Genomic DNA, 17,734 nt, shown 5'->3' with positions numbered 1-17,734 from the left:
CGTAGTGCTGTCTTCGGACGCTAGGCCGGTGCGGCGCGGTCGGCCCCGATCCATCCCGATGACCGGAACCCATCGGGCAGATCAGTCGGTGCGGGCCGCGGCGGCGCCGGCGCGGCGACCGAAGAAGGTGCCGTCACCGAGCGAAGTGCCGCTGATGTAGCCCTCCCCGTGCAGGTTGCTGGCGGCCCGGCCCGCGGCGAACAGTCCGGGGATCGAGGCGCCGTCGATGTCGAGCACGGCGCCGTCGAGCGAGGTGTGCAGGCCGCCGAGGGTGAAGACGGACGCGCCGGTCCCGCGGCGATCACCGGACTCCGACGGTGGCCGCACACCCGCCCGCACGTCGATCGCGGCGAGCGGTCGCGCGAGGGGCCGCAGCCAGCGCGGCGCTTTCCCGAATTCGGGATCCACGCCGCGCGAGGCGAAGCTGTTGTACCGGCGGATGCTGTCGACCAATGCGTCCGCCGGTAGACCCATCAGATCGGCGAGTTCCTCGGCGGTCTCCGCAACGTGGGTCGGCCGCACACCCCACCGCTGGGGTTCCGGTACTTCGTCGAAGGCTCGTTCGTCGAGCACGACCCAGGTCCGCATGTCCTGCCGGAACAATGCCGCCTGGCCGATCCGGCCGGGATAGGTGTCCTCGTTGATGAATCGCTGCCCGTTCCCGTTCACCACCATGCCGCGCGCGGCGAGGCCGGGAACGAGTGAGATGCCGACCTGGCCGGTGGCCATGTGCCGCACGGCCGCGCCGAGCGCCTGTGCCATCCGGATCCCGCTTCCATCGTCGGTGCCCGCGCTGACCTTGGTGTGCCCCAGCAGTCTCGGCGCGTGCGCGGCCAGCATGGCGTCGTTGTCGACGAATCCTCCGGTGGTCAGCACGACGCCGCGGCGGGCCCGGACGGTCAGCTCCCTGCCGTACCGCCGTGCCGCCACGCCGACGACCGCGCCATCGCCCGCGATGATCAGGCAGACCACCCTGGTGTCGAAAAGCGCCGTGGCGCCGGCGGATCGAGCCGCTCCGGCAAGTCGGTCCATGAGCAGCTTGCCGCCGAAGCCGGCGGCGGCCGGGCGATGGCCACGCGGCGCGGGCGCGGCGAGTTCGGCGAACGGCCTGCTGTTCTCCCCCAGCCACATGAGCCCGTCATCCGTCGGCGGTACCCAAGCCGGCGCGTCCCACAGCGTGGGTTCGAACGGCACACCGCGGTCGGCGAGCCAGTGGAAATGCGCGACGCTGTCCTCGCAGTAGCGAGTGATCTTGTTCAGGTCGGCGCCCGGCCCGAGCGCGGCCGACAGGAACGCGGTCATCGCCGCCGGGTCGTCGTCGAACCCGCAGGCCCGCTGGATCGGTGTGCCGCCGCCGAGATAGATCTCTCCGCCGGAGAGGGCGGAGGCGCCGCCGGGACCACTCATCCGATCCAACACGAGCACCTGCGCGCCGCCCGCCGCCGCCTCGAACGCCGCAGCGGACCCGGCACATCCGTAGCCGACCACCAGCACATCGGTCTCGATGTCGTAGGCGCGCACGTCGGCGGCCGCGCGGGGCGCGACCGAGTTCCGATCACTCATGTAGTCGACCTTCCCGCTCCGCGCTCGGTGGCCGCCGGCCCATCTTGGTGAGCGACCCTCCGGTCCCGGTCATCGGGACTGTGCGCCTGCACGGAGGCGCCGGGTGGCGATGGTGTGTGAACGGCGTCACGTCTACCTGGGCGTCAGCGAGGAGGAAGAATTCATGCGGGTCCTGGTCACCGGAGTCTCCGATCCGACCGGTCGCGCGGTGGCGCGCATGCTCTCGGCCGCGGGCCACGACGTGGTCGGCCTGGATCGCGAGCGGCACCGGTACGTCGATCCTCGGGTCGAGGTGATCACCGGTGACCCGGAGGAGCCGGCGATCTGCGCGCAGGCCGTCGCCGACTGCGCGGCGGTGGTGCATCTGGGCGGTTCGCTCGCCGCGATCGCACGGGCGGCCCGAGCGGCCGGGGTGCGAATCGTGTTTCCCGTGCCCGCGGGATCGCACGCGGTCGCCGAGGATGCGTTGCGGTCCAGCGGGGCGGAGGCCCTGATCGTGCGCACCGCGCCGGTCGCCGGCAGGCGGGTCGAGGGCGCGAGCGGGCGAAACTTGCTACGGCTGCTTGGTTCCCGCCCGGCGGGCGGATTCCAGGTGCTGCACACCGACGACTTCGAACGCTTCCTGGTACTGGCCGCGGAATCGGGACGTACCGGCGTCGTGGAGCTGGCCGCGCCCGGCGTGGTATCCGGTGAGGACGCGCGCCGCATCCGTGCGGCGGTGAGAACCCGCCGGCTCCGGCGGCTGCGGCGCACCCGGCCCGTACCGCAGGTGGACTCCACGGCGGCCCGCGACGAGTGGGGATTCCGCTGCGGGTGGACCGCGTCGGAAGTGGCGGCGGATATCGTTCGCGGACTGGGCGGCCGTAAGGTCGACGACGGCGAATTCGTCGCCCGCACCGGCGCGATCCCGCTGCCCGGCTATCTGGTGCCTACCCGCGCGGCCACTTCGGACGGCCACGCCCTGGTGTCGGTGGCGCCGGAAGGTCTCGAAGGCGAATTCGACGATCGCGTCGACCCGGCCTATCCGGTGCACACCGCGACGAATACGTCCGAGGCGCTGCCGGGGCCGCTCACACCGCTGACCGTGGATCTGCAGGCGGGCGCGATCCGGCTGGCCAACGCGGCGATGGGCCGGATGATCGCGCTGGAGGGCATCGCGCTGGAGCACTGGACCAGCCGGGTCACCACCGTGCTCGGGCACCACATCTACATCAACGCCTCCATCGGGGTGCTGGCCGCGGAGAACATGCCGGGCTGGGACGAGCAGAGCATCCGCCGGGACGTCTACGGCAACATCCCGGCCGAGATCTCGCTGACCCCGCACGGCAAGCCGCCCACCCCGACCGGTTTCGCCAGTACCCGCGCCACCTGGCGCGCCGCAGGCCGGGTGCTGCGCACGGCGCTGCGCTATCGGGAGACCACCGACGGTATCAACGCCGCCGCGCACCAGGAAACGTTGAGCGCCGCGGCGATCCGCGAGCTCACCGACGAGCAACTGCACGCTCGTGCCCTGCTGTGGCGGGACCGGCTGAACCACTCCTGGGCCGCGGCGTCCATCGGCGTGATGATGACCGGCGCGGCAACGGCCATCCACTCCCGCGGCAAGGAATCGGCGGACGTACCCATTGATCTGGAGCGGTTGGAGTCGGCCAGGACCATGCTCGCCGTGGAACGACTCGCCGCACTGTGCCGGGCCGACACCGCGTTGCAGCACGCGGCGCACTCGGGCGATGTCGCCGCGGCGCGGGCGATCTCCCCGGCGTTCTCCACCGCGCTGGACGAGGAACTGCACCGGATCGGGCATCGCGGGCCGGGCGAGTGCGAGCTGATCAACCCAACTTTCGGCGACCGGCCCGAACTGCTGGTCACCGCCGCAGGCCGAGCGGCCGCGCTGCCCGCGCCCGAGCGGGAACCGGTCGATCCGTCCCCGAGCCGCACCGCGCGGATGGCGGCGGGAGCGACGATGGCGCGCGAGCGCGTCCGCGACGCCGTCGTCCGGTACACCCACTGCCTGCGCCTCGCCGTGCGCGAGCGGGCGGGGCGGCTGATCCGGGAAGGCCGGTTGCAGCGGGCCGAGGACGCCTGCTTCCTCACCCTCGACGAAATCCTCTGGGCGCCCGCTGATCTGACCGAACGCGTAGCACGGCGGCGGGCGGAACTCATCCGGCTACAGGGCATCCGGATGCCGGACGTGATCGCGGGCGATTGGGCACCGCTCGCGGATGCGGCTGCATTGGCGCCCGGGGAAAGCCTGACCGGCATCGGAGTGTCCTCCGGCGTCGTGGAGGGCACCGTGAAACGCGTGCTGTCCCTCGACGACGACATCGAGCCGGGCGACATCCTGGTCGCGTCGGTCACCGACACCGGCCACACCGCGATGTTCGCCTACGCGGCAGCGGTGGTCACCGACATCGGCGGATCAGCTTCCCACGCCGCCATCGTGGCCCGGGAATTCGGCATCCCCTGCGTCGTCGACACCAAGACCGCCAGCGCGGCCCTCGCCGACGGGCAGCGGGTGCGCGTGGACGGGTCGGCCGGGACGGTCACCCTGCTCGCCGACGCATGAGCCGGGGCCGGGGGCGCGCACCCCGGCCCCTTGCCGGTTCGGCGCCGCCGGGCCGCGACCCTATGGAAGGAATGATCCAGTGACGATTTCGCGTGCTGTTCGCGGGGCGATGACCGGTGTCGCCGCCGCACTGATCGCCGTATTCCCGTCCACCACCGCATTCGCGGGCCCCGCCCTCGTGCACACCGTGCACGACCGTTCCATGCAGCTCTCGGCGGCGCCGAATGCCAGGGACATCGGCGACTATCCCACCCAGGGCAACGGCAAACTGCGGACGGGCGTCGTCTTCCGCACCGACGCCCTGGACAAGCTCACCGCCGCCGACCAGCAGAAGCTGGTGGCCGCGGGCATCACCGCGGTGATCGATTTCCGCAGCCCGGCCGAGTCGGGGGCCAATCCCGACAAGCTTCCCGCGTCGATTCCCGCCCTCGCGCGTCCGGTGTACGACCCGGGCAACGATTTCTACCTGATGGTGGGCAAGGCAGTACAGGGCGGTCCGGCCGTGCAGCAACAGATGTTCGGTGACGGTAAGGCCGCGGGCATCATGCGCGACTACTATCGGTGGCTGGTCAGCGACGCCACGGCGCGCGGCCGGTTCGGCGCCGCCATCCGGGATATCGCGAACGCCACCGGGCCGGTGCTGTTCCACTGCACCGCCGGCAAGGACCGCACCGGCTGGCTGACCGCGATCCTGATGACGGCGCTCGGCGTCCCGAAGGGTCAGGTGTACAAGGATTATCTGGAGTCGAACGACAACCTGGCTGCGGGCAACAAGGCGCTGATGGACGGGCTGGTGGCCAAGGGGCTGGTCATCGATCCCGCGCTGTTCGATCCGATCCTCGGGGTGCAGCACGACTTCCTCGACGCCGCGTTCGACCAAGCCGATGCGTCCTTCGGCTCGTTCGACCGGTTCGTCTCCGAGGGGCTCGGCGTGGACGGTCCGACGCTGGAGGCGCTGAAAGCCAAGCTGCTGTCGCGGTAATCGAGGGAGACAGCGGGGTCGGCGGATCGTGATCCACCGACCCCGCTCGTTTCCGGACCCGCGGAGACGGGCACCGGCTGCACCGATGCGCGGGGCGCGGACTCGTCACCTGTCAGACCGTCCGCCCGGCCCTTTCCGCCGCGGCAGAGCGCGTCAGGTCTGCGGATCTCGAGCGGCAAATCGTCGTCCGGCCGAACCTGCTCCACGCCGCCGTCGACCTGCCCGATCCCGCAGCCCACGATCACACGCCCTGCCAGCGGCTGCGACTTCGCGATCGCCCGACCCCGCGACCGCGATTCCTAGTTCGGCGCGATCAGCACTTCCCGTAGTCGCGCCAGTTGCGTGGCGGTCAACCCGCTGGTCAGCAACCATCCGGCGGCGCCGCCGTGGTCGGCGGACAGGTTCGCCAGGAAACGTCGCATCACCTCGGCCTCGACCCCAAGAATGCCTGTGCTGACCGGGGGCAGCCCCGCGTAGGACGGGAGCGCGTCGAGCCGGTCGCGGACCCGGTGCATGCGTTCACCGGTCAGCGCGTAGTCCGCCGCGATCTCCTCCGGCGGCACGCCGACCGCGTCCAGGAGCACCGCCGCGAGCAGGCCGGTGCGGTCCTTGCCCGCGGCACAATGGAACAGCACCGAGTGACGGCCCGTGTCGACGACCAGCCGCACGGCCGCGACGATGGAGTCGGCGCTGCCCGCAAGCAGCTTGTCGTACAGGTCCACCAGATCGACCCGGCTGGAGTCCGGCACCAGATCCCGTGCCGCCAGCGAGGATTGCGGCGACTTGCGCACCGGCAGGCAGACCCGCCGCAGGTCGGCGGTGGCCAGCAGTCCGTAGCCCTCGCGCTCGACTTCGTCGGGCAGCCGCAGATCGATCAGCGTGCGCAGACCGATCGGGCCGAGCAGTTTCGCCATATCGGCTTCGGTGAGGTTCTGTGGCGTGCTGGAACGGTAGACCACCCCGAAACGGGTGGTGCCGCCACCTTGCACGGGTAGCCCGCCCAGGTCGCGCACGTTGTCGATCTGGGCGAACTCCACCCACCGGTCACCGGGCACGGTGGATTCGCCCGCGCGGTCAGTGGGCACGGCCGGCCGCCGCCTCGTCGGCGCGGCTCAGGCCGCACAGTCCGATCAGGTCCTCGTGCAGCTCGAACCACACGGTGTGGTAGCTGTCCAGCACGGGCCGGGCGACCCAGGAGAGGTCGCCGGCCGCGATCCGCTCGATCGCGTGCGCGAACCGGCCGGAATACCGTGCCAGCCGCGGTGCGACATCGCCGATCCGCTGCAGTAGCGGTTGCACGGCGCGGTGCAGTTCGGTCAGCCGGGCCAGGACCGCACCGTCGTACTCGGCGTCGGCGTGGTCGTTGACGGTGGCCGGATCCTTCATCTGCCACGCGGTCACGATCTCTTTCAAAGTGCCGTTGAAAGCACAGAATTCGGCGTAGACCGAGGCGATCGCGGGGCGGTCTACGGCCCGTCGTTCCGTCGCCAGCAAACCGTCGAGGTACTGTCTGCCCTCGGGGGTGAGACGCACACCGATCGGCGTCGCGGCGCACCAACCCTCGGCCACGAGCTCCTCGCATCGGGCGCTGACGGCCTCGGCCGACGCGCCTGTACCTGCGGCGAGCGCGTCGTGGGCGGCCCGGCCTTTGATCCCGATCAGCCGCAGCAGGTCGAGGTCGGCGACCTCCGTCAGCGCCGGCAAGAGTGCCACGGTGACCTCTTCCGAGCTGTCGGCCGCGCGCGCGTCCAACCACGCCGCGAACCCGTCGATGTCGGTGCCCGCCCAGCCGGCCAACCGGCCGACGTCCGCGAGGGTGCTCCCGTCGACGGGTTTGCCTTCGACTCGACCCGGCCACACCGTGCCCGCGCCGCCGTCCACGGTCACCACCTGGCCGGTCAGCGCCGTCACGACGCCGGGACCGCAGCCGACCACACATGGCCTGCCGATCTCGCGGCCGACCAGCGCGGCGTGCGAGGTGACACCGCCCAGTTCGGTGACGATCGCCCGGGCGGCGATCATGCCGTGCAGGTCGTCGGGGCTGGTGGTCGGGCGCACCAGAATCACGTCCTCGCCTGCCTCCGCACGCCGCTCCGCCTCGTGCGGATCGCTGACCACGACACCCGCCGCCAATCCGGGACAGGCGGATTCGCCGCGCGCCAGCGGCGTCCCCGTGTACTCGCCGCTCGCCGGCCGCAGCACGGCACGCACCTGATCGGCGGTGACCCGGGCCAGCGCCTCCTCCGCGCCGATCAGGCCCTCGTCCGTCATGGCCACCGCGGCCCGCACAGCCGCGCGCGCCGAGCGCTTCGCGGGGCGCGACTGCAACAGCCACAGGGCGCCGGATTCGACGGTGAATTCGATGTCCTGGATATCGCGGCCATCGCGTTCCAGCAGGTCGGCCGCCGCGACGAGCTGACCGTGCACCTGCGGCAGCAGGGTCGCCAGTTCGCCGAACGGTCGTGGGGTCGTCCGGCCGGAGACCACATCCTCACCCTGTCCGCCGGCCAGCCATTCACCGAACACCGCGTGCTCTCCCGTGTTCGGGTTGCGGCTGAACAGCACACCGGTGCCGGATTTCTCGTCGAGATTGCCGAAGACCATGGCTTGCACCGTCACCGCGGTGCCCAGGGTTCCGGACACGCCGCGATTGCGCCGATACGTCTGCGCGCGAGGCGAATCCCAGGACCGGAACACCGCGCTGATGGCCGCTCGCAGCTGCTCCCAGGGATCTTCGGGCACCACACCGGCTGGGTCGCCCAGCACGGTGTCGCGATACTGGGTGCGAAACCGTTCCCGGGTGTCGACCGCGTAGTCCGTGCTTCCCGTCTCCGCTGCCAGCGCTTCCGCGACTGCCTCGTTCATGCCCAGATTCAGCACCGTGTCCATCATGCCCGGCATGCTCACCGCGGCGCCCGAACGGACCGACACCAGCAGCGGCCGGGTGCCGGACCCGAAGATCCGCCCGGTTCCGCGCTCCAAGGTGGCGATTCCGGCCCGCACCGCCCGCCAGATGTCCTCGCCGATCGCCCCGCGCGCCGAGAAGTCGGCCCAGCCCTCGATAGTGATCACGAAGGCGGGCGGCACCGGAAGACCCAGCGCGCGCATGCGGTTGACGCTCCACGCTTTCCCGCCGATGCTCTCCCGCGACAACGCGCAGGCGCCGTCGAGTTCGACGACCGGCGCCGCGCCCGCTGCCTCGCCGTTTCGCTCCGCTAGCTCTGCTCCGGCGGTCATGTCACTCCTTTGCGATCACTGCACATTCCGCGCCTCAACGCGATTCGGACCTCGTGCACCGGGCCGGGTGCGAACCGCGGCGCACACCTGTAGCTCTCTTCGAGCCTGCCGTGCCGCCGCTCACCAGCCGTACCCGAGGTCCCGCTGAGCAGGATCGAGATCCGTCGGAGCCCGGCGTCCACGGCGGGGTGCGGGTGCCGTCCGGAAGGACGTTCCCGGTCAGCGGGATATGTGGCGGTGATCGGACCGGATGGGGCGTCGGGTGCGACACCATCGCGGCATGGATCGACGGCGTGCGGCGACCGGTGAACTCGCGACGGTTCCCGCGGTGCTGGCCGACCGGGCACGGCGCCACGGCGCGCGAGTAGCGGTGGTGGCGCCGGAGTGCCCGCTCACTTACGCCGAACTCGCCACGGCCGCACGGCGCGTCACACAGGCCGTGATGTCGCGATCGGTGGCACCGGGGGATCGAGTGGCGATATGGGCACCCAATACCGCGCGATGGGTGATCGCGGCGCTCGGCGTGCTCGGTGCGGGCGCGACGCTCGTTCCGATCAGTACGCGGTTACGCGGTGCGGAGGCCGCCGACATCCTCGCGCGCGGCCGGTGCCGCATGCTGCTCACCGTAGGCGAATTCCTCGGCAACGACTACGCGGGGATGCTGCGGAAGTCAGGACGTACGCTTCCGCAGTTACAGACCACCGTGAAGCTCGACGACACCGCCGAGGACGATGATCTCTCGTGGACTCGGTTTCTCGCCCTCGGAGGCGAAGTGCCCGTCGCGGCGGCCGATGCGCGGAGTTCTTCCGTGGACCCGGAATCGGTCTCCGACATCCTGTTCACGTCCGGCACCACGGGTGTGCCGAAAGGTGTGCCGGTCACCCATCGGCAGACCGTCGAGTCGTTCACCGGTTGGGCCGATGCGGTCACTCTCTGCGGCGACGACAGATATCTCCTGGTCAACCCGTTCTCCCATACCTTCGGCTTCAAGGCGGGGATCATCGCGTGCCTCTTGCGCGGCGCCGCCATGGTGCCGGTGGAACGATTCGATCCGGGACAGGCGCTCAGCGTCATCGAGCGCGAGCGGATCACCGTGCTGACGGGACCTCCGACCCTCTTCCACGACCTGCTCGCCCACAACTGGCGTGCGGCCCATGATCTGAGCTCACTGCGACTGGCGGGTACAGGTGGTGCGAGTGTGCCGACCGGATTGGTGGAGCGCATCCGCCGTGAACTGAGTATCGACAAGGTCTTCACCGGATACGGACTGACCGAATCGACCGGCGTCGCCACAATCTGCTCACCCGACGCACCCATGCACGTCATCGCCGTCACTGCGGGAAAAGCACTGCCGGGTACGCGGATTCGTGTCGTGGATAGATCCGGGCGGACCGTGCCGGTCGAGGAGCCCGGCGAAATCGTGGTTCGCGGCCCGAACGTGATGCACGGTTACCTCGACGACCCGCAAGCAACAGCGGCCGCGATAGACCCCGGCGGTTGGCTGCACACCGGGGACATCGGCACCATGGACGCCAACGGCTACCTGCGCGTCACCGACCGCCACGCGGACATGTTCATCGTGGGCGGTTTCAACGTCTATCCCGCTGAAATCGAGCAGATCCTGCGCGCGCATCCAGGCATAGAAGACGCCGCCGTTGTCGGCGTCCCCGACTCCCGGCTCGGCGAAGTCGGCTTCGCCTTCGTCGTCCCGGCCGCACCCGCCGACATCGACACTACGGAGATCATCACGTGGACCCGGACCCGAATGGCCGGGTACAAGATCCCGCGTCACTTCGAGGTCGTAGCGGACCTACCCCGGAACGCCGGCGGCAAGGTGCTCAAACGCGTCCTGCGCTCACATCGGGCACAACCCTGAGCGGTGCTCGAGCTGCGCCACATGAGGATCGCCCCGCGTACCGGCCAGATGGCGTTCCAGGGCCACCATTGCGACCTGTGCAACTGTCACAGCAACCCTTCCATCGTCGCTTCCGATTTCATCGCGAGAGCGGCAGCCTCTGCCGAAAGTCGGTCGATTAGCGGATAGGCTATGGTGAGCGGCCCGCCGCGGATTCGACCAGTTCGAGTCGCGGCGCTGAATTCCCGGCATGGCGTGCAATTCGGTCCAGTGTCAGATGGAGACGACCGAACAAACTCTCCGACCACCCGCCGGCCGCACTGTCAGGCGACTTCGTTCTTCATCTGAGCGGTGAGGATCTTCTGGTAACCCGCGCCGAAAATTCTCGGCAGCCAGTCGATCACGTGGGCGTCCGTCCCGATCAGGATCTTCGCCTTGTTCTTGCGGATGCCGTTGACGATGACGCGAGCGGCGTGCTCGGGGGTCGTCTTGGCCAGGCGGTCGAAGTTGGCGGCAAGGGCGTCGCGGTCGCGATCACCGCCCGCGCGCGCTTTCCAGGCGATCTCGGTCTTGATCATGCCGGGGTGCACGCTGCTGACGCCGACCGCGTGGCCGGCGATGTTCATCTCCTGCCGTAGCGCGTCGGTGAAGGCGCGGATGGCGAATTTCGTGGCGCTGTAGGCGCCTTGGCTGGGGCACGCGGCCAGACCGAACATGCTCGACACGTTCGCGATGTGCCCGTCACCGGAGGCGATGACATGGGGCAGGAACGCCTTGGTGCCGTAGGCGACGCCCCAGAAGTTGATGCCGACGATCCATTCGAAGTCCGCCCAGCCGAGTTCTTCCACGTTCGCGGTGAGCGAGACTCCGGCGTTGTTGACGACCAGATTGATCCGGCCGAAGTCCTCGGCCACCTCGTCGGCGTGGCGATAGACCGCCTCCCGGTCGGTCACATCCAGCTTGTAGGCGCGGGCTTGCGCACCCTCCTTGCCGCACAGCGCAGCGGTCTCGGCGACGTTCTCCACGTTACGACCCGACAGTGCCAGGCGGGCGCCGCGGCGGGCGAGCTCGATCGCCAGTGCCCGGCCGATGCCCGCGCCCGCACCGGTGATCACGGCGGTTCTGCCCTCGAAGTTCTTCACGGTTGATTTCCTTGTCTCGCTCGGCGGTCGGTCCGCCGGATTGTCCTGCCGGACGTCGTCACAGGGACGTGTAGCCGCCGTCGGCGACGAATTCCGAGCCGGTGCTGAAGCTCGACTCGTCACTGATCAGGAACAGCACCAGGTTCGCCAGTTCCTCCGGCCGCCCGGCCCTGCGCATCGGCTGATTGCCCGACATGCCCTGCGAGCGGGTGGAATCGGCGGTCATCTCCGTGGCCACCACACCGGGATGCACCGAGTTGACCCGGATTCCGTCGGCGGCGAACTCCTGCGCGGCGGTCTTGGTCATACCGCGCACGGCCCATTTGGACGCGGTGTAACCGAGGATGTCGGAGAAGGCGATGATGCCGCCGATCGAGGAGATGTTCACGATGGAGCCGCCGCCTGCCCGGCGCATCGACCCCAGCACGGCCTTCATGCCGAGGAACACTCCGACCTGGTTGACGTCGATCACCTTGCGGAAGTCGGCTTCCGACAACTTCTCGATCGGATCGACATGCACGATGCCCGCGTTGTTGACCAGACCGGAGACCGGCCCGAAAACCTTCTCGGTGTAGGCGATCACGTCGTTCCAGGCCGACTCGTCGGTGACATCCAGCGGCAGGAAGGTCACGGCGTCGCCCAGCTCGGCGGCCAGCGTCACGCCTTCGTCCACCAGTACATCGGTGATCACCACCGTGGCGCCCTCGGCGACCAGCCGCCGCGCGAAGGCCGCGCCCATCCCCCGTGCGCCGCCGGTGACGATGACGTTCTTACCGTCGATCCGTCCCATCAACGCTCTCCTTCCACTGCGTGCCGCGCGGTCGCGCCAGGCTGGTTGTCGGCGAGGTGAACGGCCGCGATGTAGCCGAACACCATGGCGGGACCGATGGTCGCGCCCGCACCCGCGTAGTCGTTGCCCATCACCGAGGCGGAGTTGTTCCCCGCCGCGTACAGGCCCGGGATCGGCCGGTCGTCGGAATCGAGAACGCGAGCGTGCTCGTCGGTGACCAGACCGCCCTTGGTGCCCAGATCGCCCGGCACCATCTCCACGGCGTAGAAGGGGCCCTGTTCGATCGGGGCCAGGCACGGATTCGGCCGCACGGTCGGGTCGCCGTAATAGCGGTCGTAGGCGGAATCGCCGCGCCGGAAGTCCTCGTCGCGACCGGCGCGCGCGAAGCGGTTGAAACGCTCCACCGTGGCGGTCAGCGCCGCAGGCGGCACACCGATCTTCGCCGCCAGTTCGGCCAAGGTCTCGGCCTGGTCGATGATCCCGGCATCCGCGTACTTCCGCGGGAGCGGACGTTTGGGGAAATTCCCCAGGAACAGGTACCGGTCCCGGAAGCGCTGATCCATGATGAAGTACGCCGGAATGTGCCCGACACCCGTCGCTTCCTGCTCGTACATCTTGTGCACCACGTTCACATACGGGGCCGATTCGTTGACGAACCGTTCGCCCGCGTGGTTGACCATGATGCCGCCGGGCTGGGAACGCTCGGCCAGGCAGAAGAACGGCGGCCCGTCGGGATTGCGCACGGACGGGCCCCACCAGGCGTCGCCCATGAGATCCACCGCGCCACCGGCCTTCTGACCCGCGACGATGCCTTCACCCACGTTCTCGGTGGCGCCCACCGTCCACTCGGTGGACTGTGGGCCGCTCATGTACTGCTCGCGCATCCGCAGGTTGTGCTCGAAACCGCCCGCCGCCAGGACCACACCGCGGCGCGCCTTGATCACCACCGGCGTGCCGTTGTGCTCGGCGCGCACGCCGACCACCGCCTCCGCCTCTGTGATCAGGTCGGTCAGCGGCGTGTTCAGCCACACCGGCACCCCGGCGTCACGCAGCGACAGCCACAGCCGGGCGGCGAGCGCCTTGCCCAGGCTCAGCGGCAGCCGTCCGCGCAGCTTGTTGGCCACCGCCTGCATACCGACCCTGATCGCGGTGCGCTTCCCGGCCCAGGTGCGGGCGATCATGTTCAGATCGTGGAAGTCGCTGACGGTGAACGCGATTCCCTTGGGGCCCGACATGGTCGGCTGATTGATCTTGTGCAGATCGCCGCCGAGCAGCCGTCCGTCCAGTGGCGCGGGTTCGATGCTGCGTCCCTGTGCCAGGCCGCCGGGGAACTCCGGATGGTAGTCGCAATAGCCGCGGTCGTAGACGAATTCCCAGTATTCGCTGCGCGCGCCGAGGTAGCGCATCATCTCGGGGCCGCGATCGAGGAAAGCCCGCTGTTTGGCCTCCGGAACCCGATCGCCCACCACCGCCTTCAGATAGGTGCGGGCCAACTCCGGGCTGTCGGGCACGCCTTCGCGCCGCAACACCGGGTTGTTCGGGATCCAGATACCGCCGCCCGAGCGTGCCGTGGAGCCGCCGAAGGATCTGCTCTTCTCGATCAGCGTCACCGACAGTCCGCGGTAGGCGGCCGTCAGAGCGGCCGTCATGCCCGCGGCGCCGGAGCCGACGACCACCACATCGAATTCGAATTCCTGAGTCATCGCGTCGCTTCCGTCAGTAGCCGCAACCGGTCAGCATGCCGCCGTCGACGACGAATTCGCCTCCGGTGCAGTAACTGGCCGCGTCCGAGGCCAGGAACACCGCCACGTGGGAGACCTCGACGGGCTGTCCCCAGCGCGGGATCGGCAGGCTCGCGAAGAAGCCGTCGCCGTCGACGCCGGAGGCTCCGGACACCGCGGCGGTCATGGGTGTGGCGATGCCACCCGGGTGCAGCGAGTTGACCCGGATACCCAAGTGCCCCAACTCGCGAGCGGCCGACTTGGTGATGCCGCGGATGGCGAACTTGCTCGCGCTGTAGGCGGACAGACCGGCCGCGCCGACGAACCCTTCCACCGAGGAGACGTTCACGACCGATCCGCCTCCGGTTTCGGCCAGCGCGGGCGCGGCGGTCTTGATGCCGAGCCAGGTGCCGGTCACGTTGACGTTCATTATCGTGGTGAAGTCCGCCAAGGCCATCTCGGCGATCGGGACGAACCGCAGGATGCCCGCGTTGTTGACCACCGCGTCGAGCCGCCCGTAGTGGGTGACCGCCTCGGACACCGCCGCGGACCAATCCGCTTCACTGGTCACGTCGTGGTGCAGGTATCGCACCGCGGAACCCAGTTCCGCGGCCAGCGCCGTTCCCTCGTGGTCGAGCACGTCACCGAACACCACTCGCGCGCCCTCGGCCACGAACCGCCGCACGTGTTCGGCGCCCATCCCGCGCGCCCCGCCGGTGACCAGCGCCACCTTGCCGTCGAGTTGTCCCACCGAATTCCGTCCTCTCACCGTCGCTTGCTCATCGACGCTAGGTCGCCCATCGAGGCGCGGCACCGGACCGTCCCGGCCACCGGGACTAGGGCCTGACCTGAGAAATTCCGCCGGACATATTTCGATTAGGCATACCGCTGCCGGCTGTCCCGCACCGGGACCAGACACCCGACGAAACCCGAAAACGCCCGATCGGGCGCTCGATAAGGAGACCGGATGAAGTTCTCGATGATCTTCGAAGCCCAGATGGCCGACCCGTCGCGCGAGCACGAGCACCAAGTGCTGCGCGACTGCGTCGAGCAGGCGGTGCTCGCCGACGAGATGGGGTTCGACACCGTGTGGGCGGTCGAACACCACGGGCTGAAGTGGTACGCCCACATGAGCGCCCCGGAGGTCTTCCTGACCTGGGTGGCCGCCAAGACCGAGCGGATCCGGATCGGGCACGGCGTGGTGTGCATGCCGTTCAACTTCAACCACCCGGTGCGCGCGGCCGAACGCGCCGCGATGCTCGACGTGCTGTCCGGCGGACGGCTCAACCTCGGCGCGGGCCGCGGCGCGACCCCGGTGGAGACCTCCATGTGCGGTGTCGACCCCGAGCGCACCTACCAGGAGGTCGAGGAGTCGCTGCGGATGATCGGCAAAGCGTGGCAGGATCCGGAAGCCGAATTCGAGTACAACGGCGAACTGTTGCAGGTCTCGCCGCATTCACTGCTGCCGCGGCCGGAGCAGTTGCCCCATCCGCCGCTGTTCATGGCCTGCACCAAGAAGGACACGCTGAAGATGGCCGCCGACTACGGAATCGGTGCGCTGGTGCTGGGTTTCGCGGGCGTGGAGGAGATCGCGGAACTGCGGCGCACCTACGACGAGGCGATCACCGCGCGCACGGGTGAGCGTTTCGTCTCGACCGTGGTGAACGATCATTTCGCGGCGCTGTGCCCGACCATCGTTCTCGACGACCGGGAGAAGGCCCAGCAGATCGGCGCCCGAGGGCAGCGCTTCTTCGCGCAATCCATCAAGCACTACTACGGCGCGGGCCCGGCGCCCGACGAGGCCGTCGACCCGAACGCCGACGAGCTCGCCGCGATCAAGCAGGCCGCCGACGACCACGTCGCCTACCTGCACGAGGCCAAGATTCCGGTGCAAACCGGCGCCACCTCGGTCTTCAACGCCGACCACGCCTACGGCAGCCCCGAGGACGCCATCGCCTACGTCGAGCGTCTGCAAGCCGCGGGCGCGGACGAGATCCTCTGCCTGATTCAGATGGGCACGGTGCCGCAGGAGGCCTGCCTGGAGACCATCCGGCACTGGGGCGAGAAGGTCATCCCCCACTTCCGCAACAGCTGATCACGGCGATCGCCGACGACATCGAGGAGTTCGACATGGTTGACCTGAGTGGGAAGGTCGCCCTGATCACCGGTGCGGCCCGGGGACAGGGCGCCGCCGAGGCGCGGCTGTTCGTGCAGCGCGGCGCCCGCGTGGTGATCACCGACGTTCTGGAAGAAGAAGGCACCCGGCTGGCCGAATCACTCGGCGCCGCAGCGCGTTTCGTGCGGCACGACGTCGGCAGCGGCGAGGACTGGGAAGCCGCCGTGGCCGAGGCGGTTTCGGCGTTCGGCAAGCTGGATGTGCTGGTGAACAACGCCGCCATCTACACCGCGAAGCCGCTGGCCGAGACCACGCCGGAGGAATTCGAGCGCATTCTGCGCGTGAACCTGATCGGAGCGTTCCGCGGCATCCGGGCATCGGTCGGTCCGATGACGCGGGCGGGCGGAGGCTCGATCGTCAACATCTCCTCGCAAGCGGGCCTGGAAGGGCTGATGGGTCACGCCGCCTACGGCTCCTCGAAATGGGGACTGCGCGGCCTGACCAAGACCGCCGCGCTCGAGCTGGGCCCGGCCGCGATCCGGGTCAACTCGGTGCACCCCGGCCCGATCGCGACGCCGATGGTCCCGTACCTGACCACCGGGCCGGGCAGCTTCCCGTCCTTGCCGCTGCAACGCACCGGCGTGCCGGAAGAGGTCGCCGAACTGGTCGCGTTCCTGGCCTCCGACGCCGCGGCCTACATCACCGGCGCCGAGGTGACGATCGACGGCGGCTTGGCGGCGGGCAAGTTCCTGCCACCGGACGCACAGCAGTAGCGAAGGAGCGAGCCGGATGCCGCTGACACCCGAAGCACAGGTGATCGTCGATGCCGCGAGCGCCGCGTTCCCTGCGTTGGGCACCGAAGTGCTCGACGCCGCCGAGGCACGGCGGCTGCTCGCCGCGCGTGCCGCACCGGCCGCGGAGCCGATCCCGGTCGCCCAGGTGTGGGAGCGGCGGATCCCCGGTCCACCGCGCGCACCCGAGGTCCGCGCCCGGATCTATCGGCCCGCGAGCGCCGTGGCGCCGGCTCCGACGGTGGTCTTCTGCCACGGCGGTGGGTTCGTGATCTGCGGCCTCGACAGCCATGACCGGTTCTGCCGGGCCATGGCCGTCGGAGCCGACGCGGTCGTGGTGTCGGTGGACTACCGGCAGGCGCCCGAACACCGGTTTCCCGCGGCGGCCGAGGACGCGTACGCGGCGTTGTGCTGGGTCGCCGACCACATCGCGTCGCTGGGCGGCGATCCCGCCCGCCTCGTGGTGGCGGGGGACAGCGCGGGCGGCAACCTCTCCGGCGTGACGGCATTGATGGCACGAGATCGCGGCGGCCCCGAGATCGCCCTACAGCTGCTGCTGTATCCCATGCTCGACCCGGCCTGCGCCACCGCGTCCTACCGGGAGAACGCCGAGGGCTATTTCACCACCGCCGCGCACCTGCGCTGGTACTGGCGACAGTACCTGGGCTCGCACGACGGCGCCGACCCGTACGCCAACCCGCTCGACGCCGACCTGTCCGGACTCCCGCCCGCGCACATCGTCACCGCCGAATTCGATCCACTGCGCGATGAGGGCGAAGAGTACGGGCAACGGCTGAGGCGAGCCGGTGTCGAGGCCGAGATCCGGCGATACGACGGGATGTTCCACGGCTTCATGAGCATGGCCGACCCCCTGCCCGAGGCGGTACTGGCCAACACCGCCGCATACTCGGCCGTTCGTTCCGCCTACGCCAGCGGCGGTCCCTGAACGAGCTACACACACTGTTACGGAG

13 protein-coding genes are annotated in these 17,734 nt (G+C 69.6%); 6 read left to right on the top strand and 7 right to left on the bottom strand.

The features are described 5' to 3' along the window. Positions 1–81: 81 nt before the first annotated feature. Complete coding sequence (locus NA8_RS03775) at positions 82–1,563, bottom strand: FAD-dependent oxidoreductase (RefSeq protein WP_063048956.1); 1,482 nt, start codon at positions 1,561–1,563, stop codon at positions 82–84. Positions 1,564–1,672: 109 nt separating this feature from the next. On the opposite strand from NA8_RS03775, the gene NA8_RS03770 reads away from it, so the two are divergent. Beyond that, entirely contained in the window at positions 1,673–4,129 is a 2,457-nt protein-coding gene (locus NA8_RS03770) for a PEP-utilizing enzyme (RefSeq protein ID WP_245663664.1), read from the top strand. Between the two features lie 79 nt (positions 4,130–4,208). After that, positions 4,209–5,111 (top strand): tyrosine-protein phosphatase, encoded by a 903-nt coding sequence (locus tag NA8_RS03765; protein WP_157106513.1) that lies wholly within the window; start codon positions 4,209–4,211, stop codon positions 5,109–5,111. Between the two features lie 299 nt (positions 5,112–5,410). Here NA8_RS03765 and NA8_RS03760 read toward each other — a convergent pair whose 3' ends face one another. After that, entirely contained in the window at positions 5,411–6,196 is a 786-nt protein-coding gene (locus NA8_RS03760; RefSeq protein WP_063048953.1) for a tyrosine-protein phosphatase, read from the bottom strand. Then, a complete protein-coding gene (locus NA8_RS03755; protein ID WP_063048952.1) occupies positions 6,186–8,348 on the bottom strand; it encodes a pyruvate, phosphate dikinase in 2,163 nt (720 codons plus the stop codon). The genes NA8_RS03760 and NA8_RS03755 overlap by 11 nt, the downstream gene beginning before the upstream one ends. Before the next feature lie 280 nt (positions 8,349–8,628). On the opposite strand from NA8_RS03755, the gene NA8_RS03750 reads away from it, so the two are divergent. Then, positions 8,629–10,224 carry a FadD3 family acyl-CoA ligase gene (locus tag NA8_RS03750; protein ID WP_063048951.1) on the top strand — a complete coding sequence of 532 codons (1,596 nt, stop codon included), beginning with the start codon at positions 8,629–8,631 and terminating at the stop codon, positions 10,222–10,224. Between the two features lie 302 nt (positions 10,225–10,526). Here the strand turns inward: NA8_RS03750 and NA8_RS03745 are convergent, their stop codons facing one another. The 4 genes from NA8_RS03745 to NA8_RS03730 are packed head-to-tail and all read right to left on the bottom strand — an operon-like array spanning position 10,527 to position 14,607. Then, positions 10,527–11,345 (bottom strand): SDR family NAD(P)-dependent oxidoreductase, encoded by an 819-nt coding sequence (locus NA8_RS03745; RefSeq protein ID WP_063048950.1) that lies wholly within the window; start codon positions 11,343–11,345, stop codon positions 10,527–10,529. A 58-nt stretch (positions 11,346–11,403) separates the two neighbouring features. After that, on the bottom strand, positions 11,404–12,135 hold the full coding sequence (locus NA8_RS03740; protein WP_063048949.1) for a glucose 1-dehydrogenase: 732 nt from the start codon (positions 12,133–12,135) through the stop codon (positions 11,404–11,406). Then, positions 12,135–13,838 (bottom strand): 3-oxosteroid 1-dehydrogenase, encoded by a 1,704-nt coding sequence (kstD, locus tag NA8_RS03735; protein WP_063048948.1) that lies wholly within the window; start codon positions 13,836–13,838, stop codon positions 12,135–12,137. The genes NA8_RS03740 and kstD overlap by 1 nt, the downstream gene beginning before the upstream one ends. A 13-nt stretch (positions 13,839–13,851) precedes the next feature. Further along, positions 13,852–14,607: a glucose 1-dehydrogenase gene (locus tag NA8_RS03730; protein ID WP_063048947.1), complete on the bottom strand. Its 756-nt coding sequence runs from the start codon at positions 14,605–14,607 to the stop codon at positions 13,852–13,854. Between the two features lie 216 nt (positions 14,608–14,823). Here NA8_RS03730 and NA8_RS03725 point away from each other — a divergent pair, with 216 nt between their 5' ends. Genes NA8_RS03725 through lipP1 form a run of 3 tightly spaced genes read left to right on the top strand, consistent with a single transcriptional unit; the run spans position 14,824 to position 17,709 of the window. Then, a complete protein-coding gene (locus NA8_RS03725) occupies positions 14,824–15,951 on the top strand; it encodes an LLM class flavin-dependent oxidoreductase (protein WP_063048946.1) in 1,128 nt (375 codons plus the stop codon). 35 nt (positions 15,952–15,986) lie between these two features. Next, positions 15,987–16,745 carry a glucose 1-dehydrogenase gene (locus NA8_RS03720; RefSeq protein WP_063048945.1) on the top strand — a complete coding sequence of 253 codons (759 nt, stop codon included), beginning with the start codon at positions 15,987–15,989 and terminating at the stop codon, positions 16,743–16,745. 16 nt (positions 16,746–16,761) lie between these two features. Beyond that, on the top strand, positions 16,762–17,709 hold the full coding sequence (lipP1, locus tag NA8_RS03715) for a LipP1 family hormone-sensitive lipase (protein ID WP_063048944.1): 948 nt from the start codon (positions 16,762–16,764) through the stop codon (positions 17,707–17,709). The last annotated feature ends 25 nt before the right edge of the window (positions 17,710–17,734 follow it).

Origin of the sequence: Nocardia arthritidis NBRC 100137 (assembly GCF_001612765.1) — a bacterium.
GTDB lineage: Bacteria > Actinomycetota > Actinomycetes > Mycobacteriales > Mycobacteriaceae > Nocardia > Nocardia arthritidis.
Note: the sequence above shows the minus strand (reverse complement) of the source record. Positions and strands in the feature narration are given on the sequence as shown.

Bases quoted from the DNA above. Each gene is read 5' to 3' on its own strand.
- NA8_RS03775 (WP_063048956.1), bottom strand. From the start codon at position 1,563: ATGAGTGATCGGAACTCGGTCGCGCCCCGCGCGGCCGCCGACGTGCGC.
- NA8_RS03770 (WP_245663664.1), top strand. From the start codon at position 1,673: ATGGTGTGTGAACGGCGTCACGTCTACCTGGGCGTCAGCGAGGAGGAA.
- NA8_RS03755 (WP_063048952.1), bottom strand. From the start codon at position 8,348: ATGACCGCCGGAGCAGAGCTAGCGGAGCGAAACGGCGAGGCAGCGGGC.
- NA8_RS03750 (WP_063048951.1), top strand. From the start codon at position 8,629: ATGGATCGACGGCGTGCGGCGACCGGTGAACTCGCGACGGTTCCCGCG.
- NA8_RS03740 (WP_063048949.1), bottom strand. From the start codon at position 12,135: ATGGGACGGATCGACGGTAAGAACGTCATCGTCACCGGCGGCGCACGG.
- kstD (WP_063048948.1), bottom strand. From the start codon at position 13,838: ATGACTCAGGAATTCGAATTCGATGTGGTGGTCGTCGGCTCCGGCGCC.
- NA8_RS03725 (WP_063048946.1), top strand. From the start codon at position 14,824: ATGAAGTTCTCGATGATCTTCGAAGCCCAGATGGCCGACCCGTCGCGC.
- NA8_RS03720 (WP_063048945.1), top strand. From the start codon at position 15,987: ATGGTTGACCTGAGTGGGAAGGTCGCCCTGATCACCGGTGCGGCCCGG.
- lipP1 (WP_063048944.1), top strand. From the start codon at position 16,762: ATGCCGCTGACACCCGAAGCACAGGTGATCGTCGATGCCGCGAGCGCC.